The sequence below is a fragment of the Pseudidiomarina salinarum genome (assembly GCF_000753715.1).
In the GTDB taxonomy this organism is placed as follows: Bacteria; Pseudomonadota; Gammaproteobacteria; order Enterobacterales; family Alteromonadaceae; genus Pseudidiomarina; species Pseudidiomarina salinarum.
On the sequence record NZ_JPER01000001.1, the window covers coordinates 1,057,169 to 1,071,360 of the forward strand.

Annotated in this window: 13 protein-coding genes; 1 reads left to right on the forward strand and 12 read right to left on the reverse strand. The window is 51.0% G+C overall.

All coding sequences use genetic code 11. The features are described from left to right. The first annotated feature begins 51 nt into the window (after positions 1-51). On the forward strand, positions 52-684 hold the full coding sequence (locus IDSA_RS05110) for a NirD/YgiW/YdeI family stress tolerance protein (RefSeq protein WP_034774743.1): 633 nt from the start codon (positions 52-54) through the stop codon (positions 682-684). A gap of 50 nt (positions 685-734) precedes the next feature. Here IDSA_RS05110 and IDSA_RS05115 read toward each other — a convergent pair whose 3' ends face one another. The 12 genes from IDSA_RS05115 to sdhA all read right to left on the reverse strand — a co-directional run bounded on the left by IDSA_RS05115 (position 735) and on the right by sdhA (position 14,191). Continuing rightward, positions 735-1,109 (reverse strand): SpoIIAA family protein, encoded by a 375-nt coding sequence (locus IDSA_RS05115; RefSeq protein WP_034774744.1) that lies wholly within the window; start codon positions 1,107-1,109, stop codon positions 735-737. Positions 1,110-1,128: 19 nt separating this feature from the next. Continuing rightward, positions 1,129-2,088 carry a calcium/sodium antiporter gene (locus IDSA_RS05120; RefSeq protein WP_051986074.1) on the reverse strand — a complete coding sequence of 320 codons (960 nt, stop codon included), beginning with the start codon at positions 2,086-2,088 and terminating at the stop codon, positions 1,129-1,131. 69 nt (positions 2,089-2,157) lie between these two features. Further along, positions 2,158-2,514, reverse strand: coding sequence for a DUF488 domain-containing protein (locus IDSA_RS05125; protein WP_034774745.1), 357 nt, complete (start codon positions 2,512-2,514; stop codon positions 2,158-2,160). Next, positions 2,514-3,251, reverse strand: a complete 738-nt coding sequence (locus IDSA_RS05130) for a CPBP family intramembrane glutamic endopeptidase (RefSeq protein ID WP_034774746.1) — start codon at positions 3,249-3,251, stop codon at positions 2,514-2,516. Before IDSA_RS05130 ends, IDSA_RS05125 begins: the two co-directional genes overlap by 1 nt. An 87-nt stretch (positions 3,252-3,338) precedes the next feature. Then, positions 3,339-4,010 (reverse strand): response regulator transcription factor, encoded by a 672-nt coding sequence (locus tag IDSA_RS11805; RefSeq protein ID WP_051986075.1) that lies wholly within the window; start codon positions 4,008-4,010, stop codon positions 3,339-3,341. Further along, on the reverse strand, positions 3,997-4,899 hold the full coding sequence (locus tag IDSA_RS05140; protein ID WP_084694041.1) for a DMT family transporter: 903 nt from the start codon (positions 4,897-4,899) through the stop codon (positions 3,997-3,999). Before IDSA_RS05140 ends, IDSA_RS11805 begins: the two co-directional genes overlap by 14 nt. 131 nt (positions 4,900-5,030) lie before the next feature. Next, positions 5,031-5,903: a succinate--CoA ligase subunit alpha gene (gene sucD, locus IDSA_RS05145; RefSeq protein WP_034774748.1), complete on the reverse strand. Its 873-nt coding sequence runs from the start codon at positions 5,901-5,903 to the stop codon at positions 5,031-5,033. Next, on the reverse strand, positions 5,903-7,069 hold the full coding sequence (gene sucC, locus IDSA_RS05150) for an ADP-forming succinate--CoA ligase subunit beta (RefSeq protein WP_034774752.1): 1,167 nt from the start codon (positions 7,067-7,069) through the stop codon (positions 5,903-5,905). The genes sucD and sucC overlap by 1 nt, the downstream gene beginning before the upstream one ends. 59 nt (positions 7,070-7,128) lie before the next feature. Beyond that, the gene (gene odhB / locus IDSA_RS05155; RefSeq protein ID WP_034774754.1) at positions 7,129-8,778 is read right to left on the reverse strand and encodes a 2-oxoglutarate dehydrogenase complex dihydrolipoyllysine-residue succinyltransferase; all 1,650 of its coding nucleotides are present in this window, start codon (positions 8,776-8,778) and stop codon (positions 7,129-7,131) included. 12 nt (positions 8,779-8,790) lie between these two features. Further along, the gene (locus tag IDSA_RS05160) at positions 8,791-11,595 is read right to left on the reverse strand and encodes a 2-oxoglutarate dehydrogenase E1 component (RefSeq protein ID WP_034774757.1); all 2,805 of its coding nucleotides are present in this window, start codon (positions 11,593-11,595) and stop codon (positions 8,791-8,793) included. A 100-nt stretch (positions 11,596-11,695) separates the two neighbouring features. Next, positions 11,696-12,409 (reverse strand): succinate dehydrogenase iron-sulfur subunit, encoded by a 714-nt coding sequence (locus IDSA_RS05165; protein WP_034774758.1) that lies wholly within the window; start codon positions 12,407-12,409, stop codon positions 11,696-11,698. A gap of 15 nt (positions 12,410-12,424) precedes the next feature. Then, positions 12,425-14,191, reverse strand: coding sequence for a succinate dehydrogenase flavoprotein subunit (gene sdhA / locus IDSA_RS05170; RefSeq protein ID WP_034774760.1), 1,767 nt, complete (start codon positions 14,189-14,191; stop codon positions 12,425-12,427). Position 14,192 lies beyond the last annotated feature (1 nt).

The window sequence follows — 14,192 nt, forward strand, 5'->3', positions numbered from 1 at the left end:
GCTTTAAAGCGCCTCTTTTATTCATGTCCTTTGAAACCCAAGGAGGAAACTATGTACACCAGCAAATTGGTTGCAGTGATTTCCAGTGTTTTACTTTGCGCCCCGGCATGGAGCCAGGACCCTTCTCAACAACCTGATGACAGCTGGATACAGATTAGTGGTACTGTAGAATCGGTCGCTACCGACAGCTTTACTCTCGATTATGGTGACGGCACTATAACCGTCGAAATGGACGATGCTGACCGTGATGCGAGCGCTTATCAGCTACTGCCCGATGATAAAGTAACCGTTTCAGGTCTTATTGATGATCACTTTTATGAAACTACCACCATCGATGCCAGAAGCATTTATGTACAAAATATAGGTACCACCTTCTATGCCAGTGTGGTCGATGAAGACACGCCACGATTTATGCTTTCGGCACCTGTCGAGATCGCAGAAGCGACCGTTCACGGCACCGTAACATCGGTTGATCCCGAAGCAAATGAATTTACCATCAATAGTGCTGCACGTCTGATGACCGTTAAAACCGACAAGATGTCGTACGATCCGCTGGACGAGGAAGGTTATCAGCAGATCAAGGTAAACGACGTGGTAAGCGTAAGCGGCCAGATCAATAATGATCTGTTTGAAGGCCAGGTGCTTGAAGCGGAATATGTCACCACCCTTTCCGATAAGTCGTAACAGCAGCCAGCCAAAATAATGGTGAAAAGGCGCTTCATGAAGCGCCTTTTTTATTCACCGTGCGCCGCAAGGATCCAGGATTTCGCCTGTTCAAGCTCCCCATAAGAGAATGTTTTAATTTCCGCGTCAACCAAACCACCACCGACTTTTTCCGCCAAACCGGCCAATGATGAGTCGGTAACCACGGCCACGTGCGAAATCTTCTTATGATGGTCTTTAACAAAATTTACCTGCTCAGATAGAGCAGAGAATGAATCCCAGCCGGGAAATTCTTTACTGCGAATAATAATACCCTTTAAGCCACCTGATTTTTCTACGTAGGGATCGATTACATCCGACGCGAATTTGAAGTCCGCTTCAGACAGCTTTCCCTTGGGCTCCAGAACCGCAATCGCATCCGTATCCAGCAAGTTGATATTCAACATGAATTTTCTCCTCGTTGTGTCAGAAGGCGTAAAAGCTCAGCAGGATATAACCAATGTAAGCGCTGAACAGTATGCCTCCTTCGAGCCTGCTTAGCCGCCGTCCAGTATACAGGAAGACTAATAAAAGTACCGCGGTACCTAACATAACCCACTGATCGAACTGGACAATGCGCGCGGCGACCGGCAGCGGTTGCAGCAGCGCAGAAATGCCCAGAATACCCAGCAGGTTAAAGATATTACTGCCCAGAATATTGCCCACTGCCACATCAGCATGGCGTCGGAATGCCGCAATTACCGAGATAGCAAGTTCAGGCAGCGAGGTACCTACGGCAACCAGGGTTAAACCAATAACTGCTTCTGATACGCCAAAGTCTTCGGCAATAGATACCGCACCATGCAGCAGAATACGGGCGCCGCCGATTAACAACACCAGACCAAGCAATACCGCGCCCGTGGTAACCCATACAGACTGAGGTACCGCGGTAATTTCCTCAGCTTCCGCCAGATACACTTCACCTGACGGCAAATTGTGACCACGCTCAGTCCAGTAAGCCCAAACCAGGTAGGCTGCTAACGAAAGGAGTAAAATAAAAGCGTCAGGGCGAGCTAAGGCACTGCCGGCAACCAGCACCATGAACAGCACGCTGGCACCCACCACGGTAATGGCATCACGACGCAGCGCCAGCGGCTTGACCGCCATCGGTGAAATCATCGCACAGAGCCCTAAAATCAGCAGAATATTACCAATATTACTGCCGACCACGTTGCCGATAGCTATATCAGGCTGGTTATTGATGGCCGCATCAATAGAAACGACCAATTCCGGTGACGAGGTACCGAAACCGACGATAACCAGGCCACTCAGCAATGGCGACACGTTAAGTCGTTTAGCCGCGCCCAGTGCGCCACGGATCAGAACCTCACCGCCGCCAGTCAGTAAAGCTACCCCGATCAGCACAAACAATAAATCCATCGCCATACATCGTCCTCACATACCCAAAAAGGTTAATTCACCGCCCTATTGTATATCGCAGCCAGGTGGTCCGGATCAGTTTGTCTCAAGCATTTTTAAATAATCTTTCAGCACGACTGCGTTATTGTGTTGCTCGTCCTTAGAGCTATATAGCAAGGTAACTTTGTCCTGTTTGCAAAGTTCGATCAGCGCTTCAAGTTCATTGCGGCATTGCTTAAGTTCTTGCAGATAAGCGTTACGGAACTCGCCCCAGCTCAATTCGTCATCATGAAAGTCCTGACGCAGCTGATCCGATGGCGCGATATCTTTCATCCATTCGTCCAGCTGTGCTTCATCCTTAGAAAGGCCCCGCGGCCAGATCCTGTCGACCAGTATCCGGCGTCCGTCATTATCCGCAGGTTCGTCATAAATGCGTTTCAGCTTGATTTCCATCAACCTGCCTCCAACAGTGGAATCAATAAGTTACCACTAACGGATAGCAGGTTATTCACGATATGACAAACAATCGGCGGCCACAGCGACTTGCTGGCCACGAACAGGTAGATGATTAACAGCGACATCAACGCGGCGCTGATAGCCTGGGGCGGAATAATATGTGACGCACCAAACATGACCGAACTAATCAAGGCGGCTAACCAGAGCCGGTGCCGACTTGCCATCCACTGGAACAGAAAGCCGCGGAAAAAAACCTCCTCGACCACCGGCGTGATCAGCACCGTCATAACCAGAAAAAGTATCAGTTGCAGAGTGCTGGTGCCGGCAAGCTGAATCGGCGCTGCCGCAAAGGCGGCCCAGTCCGGCACCGCGAACACCATCACTTTGGCCAGTAAAATACGGAGCAGAAAACCAGCGATGGCAATGCCTGCTGCCAGATAAAGCCATCGCACCGATACCCTGCGAAAACCGAGCGCCGACCAGGATACCTGATAACGCTTTAGTGCCAGCGACCAGATCACAGCCAGAATAACCAGTGCCTTAAGCAGCTGGCTTAGTGTTAACAATATAGCCGGTGGTGATTTGCTGTCGCCCCACAACGCGGCAAAGCCGATGGTGTATTTCACCGCCAGCATACTCAACCAGGACAGGCCAAAGTAAATAACCACAAAACTAATTAATATCGCGAAGCCCTGTTTACGACTCCATGGCCCTGCTAACTTGCTGTTCAGCATGATGTTTCCCTCTTACCTGCCAGTTTTTGTTTGCAGCAGCATAAAGGGCTTGTGCAGCGAGGTCGCCTGCGCTGATGTCAGTTGATGTCAGTTAACATCATAAAGGCCAAGCCGACGGGCTTCAGCTACAGCCGCCTTGCGGCTGGTTACCGACAACTTGCGGTACAGGTTGGAGTTATAGGTGCGGATGGTGGTGGGATTGAGATCGAGTTCACGGGCGATGAGCTTATCGGATTTGCCGGCACGCATCAGCTTGAGTATAGCAATCTCCTGATCACTGAATTCGATTCCGGTGCCTGCCCTTACCTTGCCGCTATCAAGTTCCTGCACGGATAATAAGCTAGCCGAATGACAGCCATAGCGCACCAGTACTTTTTTGCCAAGATAGAGCTCACTGACCGACAGGCCGTCGGCACTAAACGAGATACCATCAACGGTGAATTCCTGACGTGGCGGCGCGAACAATCGAAAGCCGGGCTTCGGATGCAGCACCCCGGCGCCAATGACAGTTTCGACCCGGCGGGAAATAAGATCTCGGCGGATCTGATAAACGCGTAGCGGAAATTTTCTCAGTAGAATCGCCCAGATCAGCAACAGCGGCAAAATAAGGAATAGTTGCCCACGATCCAGAAAACTCGGCTGCTGCCATTTAAACCAGATCAGCACTGCTGCTACACCAATAACCAGATTAAGCGCTGTAGCACCCAGTATGGCGCGCCTATAAGCCAAGCGTAGACGTCGGTACTCAGCTTCCTTCACGGGCCACCATCCTGGCGTGGCGGTAACGACTCATCACCACGATAAAAATGCCCCCCAGCACCAGCACCGCTGCTAGTGACATCCGCATAGTGATAAGTTCACCGGCAAAAATAACACCTCCCACTGCCGCGATAACCGGCACTGACAGCTGACCGACCGCGGCTACGGTCACTGACAAATTACGCAGCGCTATATACCAGAGCGCGTAGCCAATACCGGAGGTTACTGCACCTGATGCCACCGCCAGCAATAAGCCGGTCTGGGACCAGTACGCGCCATCAAGAGTAACCAATGCCAGTACCAGTACAAAAGGGATAGTCCGGAAGAAGTTATAAGCGGTATCGTTGATAGCCCCTAGGGAGCCACGCCCTTTGAGTGAATAACATCCCCAGGCGATTCCGGCCAGGGTCATCATCGCCACGCCGGCGGCTGACTCCGGCACGGTCAACCGCGGCTGAATCAGGTAAACAAATCCGGCAAATGCCAGAATCAGGCCAGCCCACTCCGGGTGCCGAATTTTATTGCCGGTAGCCAGACCGGTGAGAATCATCGTCAATTGCACAGCACCAAACAGGATCAGCGCGCCAACGCCGGTATCCAGCGACACATAGGCGTAGGAAAATCCTACCGCATAAACAAAAAGCATTGCCGCGCCAGTCCAGCTCCCCGTTTGCCCGCTAATCTGTGGCCGCCGGTTAACAAGAATAATCAGCGCCAGTATGATTGCGCCCGACAATAGCCTGATCACCGTGAAACTGGCCGGATCAATGCTATCGTCGGCCAGCGCGAGCCGGCATAACACCGAGTTGCCGGCGAAGGCAATCAGCGCAAGGAGCGTAAAGGTACCGGTTGCCAGCGGACCACCGGTAAATTTTGTCAGCATCTTCATGTTGTTAGGTCAATGAACTCTGTCAGGACAATAAATACCGACAATACGGGTTAACATTTTAAGCTTCAAGCAATAAAAAAGGCCGCTCATCACTGAGCGGCCTTTCAGGGGTCCGATTACCGGCGGTAAAATTACCAGCCAGTTTTTTCACGGAGTGCTTTGCCGATATCAGCAAGGCTACGTACAGTTTTCACGCCAGCAGCTTCAAGGGCAGCGAATTTTTCGTCCGCAGTACCTTTACCGCCAGAAATAATTGCACCGGCGTGGCCCATGCGCTTACCTGGAGGAGCTGTTACGCCAGCGATGTAAGAAACCACAGGCTTGCTGATGTTTTCTTTGATGTACTCTGCAGCTTCTTCTTCTGCAGTACCGCCGATTTCACCAATCATCACGATGGCTTCAGTTTCCGGATCTTTTTCGAATAACTTCAGAATATCAATGAAGTTTGAGCCCGGAATCGGGTCACCGCCGATACCAACGCAAGTTGACTGGCCAAAGCCTTCGTCAGTGGTTTGCTTGACCGCTTCATAAGTCAGGGTTCCTGAACGTGAAACAATGCCCACCTTCCCTTTCTTATGGATGTGACCAGGCATGATACCAATCTTGCACTCATCAGGAGTAATCACACCCGGGCAGTTTGGTCCAATCATGCGTACGCCTTTATGTGTCAGATATTCTTTCACATAGAGCATATCCAGCGTTGGTACGCCTTCAGTGATACAGATAATCAGTTCGATACCGGCATCCGCCGCTTCGATGATTGAATCTTTACAGAATGGCGCCGGGACGTAGATTACTGATGCTGTCGCACCCGTTTGCTCAACGGCTTCACGTACGGTATTAAATACCGGTAAACCCAGGTGCTCCTGGCCGCCTTTGCCTGGCGTTACACCGCCAACCATTTGCGTTCCGTAAGCGATAGCTTGCTCAGAGTGAAAAGTACCCTGACCGCCAGTAAAACCCTGGCAAATAACTTTGGTGTTCTTATCGATCAAGATGCTCATTATTGACCTCCTGCCGCAGCAACCACTTTATCAGCCGCATCAGACAAACTCTCAGCTGCGATGATGTTCAGGCCACTCTCTTTTAACTTATCCCGACCTTTTTCTGCGTTGTTCCCTTCAAGGCGCACAACAACGGGTACTTTAACGCCAACTTCTTCGATCGCGCCGATAATACCCTCTGCGATCATATCGCAACGAACGATACCGCCGAAGATGTTAACCAGAACCGCTTTCACAGCGTTGTCAGAAAGAATGATTTTGAATGCTTCAGATACGCGCTCTTTGGTCGCGCCGCCGCCAACATCCAGGAAGTTCGCCGGCTCGCCGCCAGACAGCTTCACGATGTCCATAGTACCCATTGCCAGGCCAGCACCGTTAACCATACAACCGATGTTGCCATCAAGGGCTACATAGTTCAGTTCCCACTTGGCGGCACGGGCTTCACGCTCATCATCCTGTGACGGATCATGCATTTCTTTGATTTTCGGCTGACGGTACAAAGCGTTGCCGTCGATGTTGATTTTGCCGTCTAAGCAATGCAGGTTGCCCTGTTCAGTGATAACCAGAGGATTGATTTCCAGCAGTGCGAAATCATACTGTTCAAACATTTTAGCCAGACCCATGAAGATCTTGGTAAATTGCTTGACCTGATCCTGGTTCAGACCCAGTTTAAAACCAAGTTCACGACCCTGGTATGGCTGTGCGCCAACAGTCGGGTCAATAATGGCTTTAAGAATCTTCTCAGGGGTTTCTTCAGCAACCTTCTCAATTTCAACGCCGCCTTCAGTAGACGCCATGAACACAATCTTACGTGTCGCACGGTCAACTACCGCGCCCAGATACAGTTCTTGGTCGATATCAGTCAGGCTTTCTACCAGGATTTTAGCAACTGGCTGGCCGTTTTCGTCAGTTTGATAAGTGACCAGGTTTTTGCCGATCCAGTTATTAGCGAATTCACGTACTTCGTCGAGGCTGGATACCAGTTTTACGCCGCCCGCTTTACCGCGGCCGCCAGCGTGAACCTGAGTTTTAACTACCCAGCGGTCACCGCCAATTTTCTTGGCCGCTTCTACCGCTTCGTCAGCAGTGTCTACTGCGTAACCTTCAGATACTGGCAAACCAAACTCTCTGAATAGTTGTTTGGCTTGATACTCATGCAAGTTCATGATGTTTTTCCAATTCGTTTGAACATTTAAAGCAGCCCTGCGGGCTGCTTACCCAAGAGTTAAATATCCAGCAACATACGCTGCGGATCTTCTAACAATTCTTTGATGGCTACTAAGAAGCCAACCGACTCTTTACCGTCAACGATCCGGTGATCATATGACAATGCCAGGTACATCATCGGCAGGATTTCCACCTTACCGTCAACCGCCATAGGCCTATCCTGAATCTTGTGCATACCCAGGATTGCGCTTTGTGGTGGGTTGAGAATTGGTGTCGACAGCAACGAGCCAAATACTCCGCCATTGGTAATGGTGAAGTTGCCGCCTTGCATGTCATCCATGGTCAGCTTGCCATCCCGTCCTTTCTCAGCCAATTCTCTGATGTTCTTCTCGACATCAGCCATGCTCATCTTATCGGTGTCACGTAATACCGGGGTTACCAGACCACGTGGCGTTGATACCGCAATGCTGATGTCAAAATAGTTGTGATAAACGATGTCATCGCCGTCCAGTGAAGCATTCACTTCAGGGAACCGCTTGAGCGCTTCAGTCACCGCTTTAACATAGAAACACATGAAACCTAAACGGGTATCATGGCGCTCTTCAAATTCTTTCTTGTACTTCGAGCGCAGGTCCATGATCGGCTTCATATTGACTTCGTTAAACGTCGTCAGCATGGCAGTTGCGTTTTTCGCTTCCAGCAGACGCTTCGCGATAGTTTTACGCAGACGCGTCATCGGTACCCGTTTCTGGTCACGGTCGCCTGAAGTTGTTGTGGTTGCTATTTTACCAGCGTCTTTCTTATCGCTGTCTTTTTTGCTTGATTGCTCTTTCACGTGTTTCTCGACGTCTTCTTTAGTGACGCGGCCACCTTTGCCGGTGCCTTTTACATCACTGACACTCAGGTTATGCTCAGACAGCAGGCGACGAACCGCCGGGCCAGCAACTTCTTTATCGCTGGCGTCCGATTCATCTGACTCTTTGTCTTTGCTCTCAGATTTGTCTTCTGACTTGTCTTCTGACTTATCTTCTTCGCCGTTACCGCTATCGCCGGTTTCGACAATGCCAATCACATCTTCAGCGCCAACCGTGTCGCCTTCATCATGCTTGATTTCAGCCAGTACGCCATCGGCCGGTGCCACCACTTCAAGCACAACCTTGTCGGTTTCGATATCAACCAGATTTTGGTCGCGGGTTACTTTATCGCCAGCTTTAACGTGCCAGGTGGCAATAGTTGCGTCCGATACAGACTCAGGCAGAGTCGGCACTTTCACTTCGAGTTTTTCGCCGCCGGATGACTTCTTATCCGCGGTTTTTTTCTCTTTTTTATCTTTTTTCTCGTCGCCGTTATCGCTGTCTTTGTCTTCTTTCTCTTCTTTGTCTTCTTTGTCTTCTTTGTCTTCTTTCTCTTTATCGTCTTTCTTCTCTTTCTTATCAGACGAATCCGAGTCATCACCAGAAGAATCACCATTGCCTTTCTTCATCTTTCCGATGACTTCTTCAGCATTTACCGTAGTGCCTTCGTCAGCAATGATTTCATCAATCACGCCATCTTCAGGAGCGACAACCTCCAACACCACCTTATCGGTCTCAATATCGACCAGGTTCTGATCGCGTGAAACTTTATCACCGGGCTTTACATGCCAGGTCGCTACTGTTGCATCTGCAACAGATTCAGGGAGTTGAGGAACTTTAATCTCTATAGCCATGGTCAATATCACCTATTTAATGGTTAGTGCGTCATCGACTAATCGTTGCTGCTGTTTATTATGCTCAGACAAATAACCGACTGCAGGGGCGGCTGACGCCTCACGGCCTGCATAAGTCAGATCTGCGCCTTTCGGAATGGCACCGCGGAAATGATGCTGGCTGCTATACCACGCGCCTTGGTTCTGCGGCTCTTCCTGACACCAGACAAAATCCTTAACATGCTGATAATCTTTCAAAATGTCAGCAACTTCTTCAGCGGGGAACGGGTAAAGCTGTTCAATCCGCACAATAGCGACGTCATCCTGTTCACGCTTGCGGCGTTCCTGCAGCAGGTCATAGAAAACTTTTCCTGAGCAGAATACCACGCGCTTCACTTTTTTCGGCTTCAATGAATCAATTTCGCCAATCGCGTTCTGGAATACACCAGTGGTCAGCTCATCCAGATCCGATACCGCGAGCTGATGACGCAGCAGTGATTTTGGCGTCATCACAATCAACGGCCGACGCACCGGACGCAACTGCTGACGGCGGATCATATGAAATACCTGCGCCGGAGTGCTTGGCACACACACCGACCAGTTATGGTCAGCGGACAATTGCAGGAAGCGCTCAAGCCGGGCAGAACTATGCTCAGGCCCCTGGCCTTCATAACCATGCGGCAGCAATAACGTCAGGCCACACAAACGGCCCCACTTCTGCTCACCGGAACTCAGGAACTGGTCAATCACCACCTGCGCGCCGTTCACGAAGTCACCAAACTGCGCTTCCCACATGACCATCGCTTTGGGCTCTGCCGTGGCGTAACCGTATTCGAATGCAACCACCGCAGCTTCTGACAATACTGAGTCATAAATTTCAATCTGTCCCTGCTCCGGACGGATATTGTTCAGCGGCATATAGGTCGAACCGTCGTCCTGATTATGCAGCACGGCGTGGCGGTGGAAGAAGGTGCCGCGGCCACTGTCCTGTCCGGTCAGACGAATATGATAGCCCTGATCAACCAAGCTGGCGTACGCCAGGGTTTCAGCGAAACCCCAGTCAGCCAGTTTTTCACCGCGCGCCATTTTCATGCGCTCGTCATACACTTTCTGGACCCGTGAATGCAGCGGCACACTGTCCGGCACCGAGCTCATCGCTTCGCCCAGTTCTTTCAGCTTGTCCTTGCTAATCTTGGCGTCGTAATCGACATCCCATTCGTTGCCGATATAGGGCGACCAGTCTACCGAGTGCGCTTCCATTTCACGGAATTCAGGTAATACAATCTCGCCTTTATCCAGCTGATCACGGTAATCGCTGATGAGATCTTCAGCATAATCATCTTCAATCACACCAGCTTTCTTCAGGCGCTGCGCATAGAGTTCTCGCGCAACCGGATGTTGGCGGATTTTTGAATACATCAGTGGCTGGGTTGCGCTCGGCTCGTCGGCCTCGTTATGACCATGACGGCGATAACACACGAGGTCGATCATGACATCGCGCTTAAAAGTATTGCGATAATCCAACGCCAGTTCACAAATAAAGAGAACCGCTTCAGGATCGTCCGCATTGACGTGGAATATTGGCGCCTGCACCATCTTAGCGATATCGGTACAATATTGCGTTGAACGCGCGTCTTCGCGCTTCGAGGTGGTAAAACCAACCTGGTTATTGATCACAATACGAATCGAACCACCCACCTGATAGGCGCGGGTTTTCGACATATTAAAGGTTTCCTGCACGATACCCTGGCCAGCAATAGCAGCATCACCATGAATGGTAACAGGCAGTACTTTAGAGCCGTCTTTATCGTCCAGACGATCCATCCGCGCGCGCACCGAGCCCATGACGACCGGGTTAACGATTTCCAGGTGCGATGGATTAAAGGCCAGCGCCAGATGCACATTACCGCCTGGTGTAGCGAAATCAGATGAAAAGCCCATATGGTATTTCACATCGCCGGAGCCTTTACTGGCGCCGTGCTTACCGGCAAACTCATCAAACAGTTCCTGGGGCTTTTTACCCAGCACGTTGACCAGCACGTTTAAGCGGCCGCGGTGGGCCATACCGATAACAACTTCTTTGCCGCCCTGCTCACCAGCGCGACTAATCAGATGCTTCAGCATAGGAACCAGGCTGTCACCGCCTTCCAGCGAAAAGCGTTTCGCGCCCGGGAATTTCGAGCCAAGATACTTTTCCAGGCCATCAGCCGCTGTCAGTTCACGCAGAACCTTGCGCTGCTGTTCCGCTTTAAAGGTTGGGGTGCCGCGAACGCCTTCCAGGCGCTGCTGAATCCAGCGTTTCTCTTTGGTCGAGACAATATGCATGTACTCAGCACCGATCGAATCACAATAGATACGATCGAGAACCTCGCGGATTTCACCCAGTTTCATGGTTTCGCGGCCTACTGCCAGCGAACCCACATTGAATTCGGTATCAAAATCATCTTTCGAGAGATCGTGGTGCGCAAGCGACAGATCAGGAACTTCCGGCTGGCGCCAGAGATTCAGCGGATCAAGATTAGCGTGCTGGTGTCCGCGGAAGCGATACGCGTTAATCAGTTGCAGTACTTTGACCTGTTTAAAATCCGGTCCGCTTACAGTACTACCAGCCTGTTTCAGCTTATTTCGGGCTGCTTCGCGAAACTCATCGCGGATAAGGCTGTGCTTGATATCGCGATTGGAATCATCGCGCGGAAGTTGATCGAAAAACTCTCGCCACTCATCACTGACGGATGTTGGATCGTCGAGGTATAGCTCAAAGAGCTCCTCGATATAAGCCATATTACCACCGGCAAGGTGGGAGGATTCTAGCCAGGCTTGCATTACGCCATCTTGCATCGCTGTTCCTTCACACTTGTTTATAAAAAAATAGCCATCCGAGCTGGATGGCTATTTCGATACAGCTCGGCCACAACTATAGCAAATCAGAGCGATTTTATTAAATCGCCCGACTCAATAGCATGGATTTGATCTGTCCAATAGCCTTGGTTGGGTTCAACCCTTTCGGGCAAACGTCGACACAGTTCATGATACCTTTGCAACGAAACACGCTGAATGCATCATCAAGATCGTCTAATCGTTGCTCAGTTGCCGTATCGCGACTATCGATCAGAAAACGGTAAGCCTGCAGCAAGCCAGCCGGACCAATAAACTTGTCCGGGTTCCACCAGAACGATGGACATGAAGTTGAGCAGCATGCGCACAAGATACATTCGTACAGACCATCAAGCTTAGCCCGCTCTTCCGGTGACTGCAGACGCTCGCGTGCTGGCGGCGTTTTGTCATCGTTAATCAGATACGGCTTGATCTTCTCGTACTGAGTATAGAACTGGCTCATATCAACGATCAGGTCCCGGATAACCGGCAAACCGGGCAGTGGCCGGATCACGATTTTGTTGCCTTTGAGGGCTGATAACGGCGTAATACATGCCAGGCCATTTTTGCCGTTCATGTTCAGACCATCAGAACCACACACGCCTTCACGGCATGAACGGCGGTACGCCAATGTCGGATCCTGCTCTTTCAGTTTCTGCAGGACATCCAGCACCATCATGTCACGCCCTTCATCAACTTCCAGGGTGTAATCTTTCATGTGAGGCGCATTATCAACGTCCGGATTATAACGATAAACTGATATGCTCAATTTCTTCATCGTTTTCACCTAACCTTAGTAAGTCCGCGCTTTCGGCGGGAATGCTTCGCGCAGCTTCGGCTGCATATTTACTTCACGTTTGACCATAGATTCATCGCCCGGACGGTAAACGCTGTGTACCAGCCAGTTGTCATCATCACGATCAGGGAAGTCAGCCCGGCTATGCGCGCCGCGACTTTCAGTACGGAAGTTCGCCGCTACCGCGGTGGAATAGGCGGTTTCCATTAAGTTATCAAGTTCCAGACACTCGATGCGCTGGGTATTGAATTCTTTACTGGTGTCATCCAGGCGCGCGTTTTTCAGACGCTCGCGAATCTTTTTCAGCTCTTCCAGACCTTCCTTCATTGCGTCGCCTTCACGGAATACCGAGAAGTTCATCTGCATGCAGTTTTGCAGGTCTTTACGAATTTGCACCGGATCTTCACCGTCCCGGTTATTTTCCCAGCGGTTAATACGCTCCAATGCAGCGTCTATATCATCCTGAGTGGCATCAAGAACATCGTTATTTGCCGCCAGAACTTCACCGAGGTGCAGGCCGGTGGCACGGCCAAATACCACCAGGTCTAGCAGCGAGTTACCGCCCAGGCGGTTGGCACCGTGTACTGATACGCAGGCAATTTCGCCACAGGCAAACAAGCCAGGCACAGCAGTCGCCTGACCGTTGTCATCAATGTACAGCGCCTGACCGTCAACGTTAGTCGGAATACCGCCCATCATATAGTGACAGGTTGGTACAACCGGGATGGGCTCTTCAGCCGGGTCAACATGACCAAAGGTTTTCGCCAGGTCACAAACGCCAGGCAGACGGCTTTCCAGCACGTCACGGCCGAGGTGATCCAGCTTCAGCTTCAGATAAGGACCTGAATCGCCTTTGAAAGCACGGCCTTCACGAATTTCAGTCATCATAGAACGGGCCACGACATCGCGTGAGGCCAGATCTTTGGCATTCGGAGCGTAGCGCTCCATAAAGCGCTCGCCATCTTTATTCAGCAGGTAGCCACCTTCACCACGGCAACCCTCGGTTACCAGTGTGCCAGCGCCGGCAATACCTGTTGGGTGGAACTGCCACATTTCCATATCCTGCACCGGCACGCCAGCACGCAGGGCCATACCAACGCCGTCGCCGGTGTTGATGTGGGCGTTCGTGGTAGACGAATAAATCCGGCCGGCACCACCTGTAGCTAATACAACCGCCTTGGCTTTGATGTAGAAGATTTCACCGGTTTCAATGTTTAACGCGGTGGTTCCGACTACCGCGCCATCCTGGTTCTTCACCAGATCCAGCGCATACCACTCAGAGAAAATGGTGGTATTGTTTTTAATGTTCTGTTGATACAGCAGGTGCAACAGCGCATGACCAGTACGGTCGGCAGCAGCAGCAGTACGGGCAGCCTGCTCGCCACCGAAGGCTTTAGACTGACCACCAAACGGCCGCTGATAAACTTTACCGTTCTCAAAGCGCGAGAATGGCAGACCCATATTTTCCATTTCAAGAATGGCTTCCGGGCCGGCCTTACACATATATTCGATGGCATCCTGATCGCCGATATAATCCGAACCTTTGACGGTATCGAACATGTGCCATTCCCAATTATCTTCATGGGCATTACCCAGGGCTACGGTGATACCGCCCTGCGCTGACACAGTATGGGAACGGGTTGGGAAAACTTTGGACATCAGTGCACAAGTCAGCCCTGATTCAGTAATTTGCAGTGCGGCACGCATGCCTGCACCACCAGCGCCGATTACAACGGCATCAAATTCGAGAGTTTGTACGCTCACT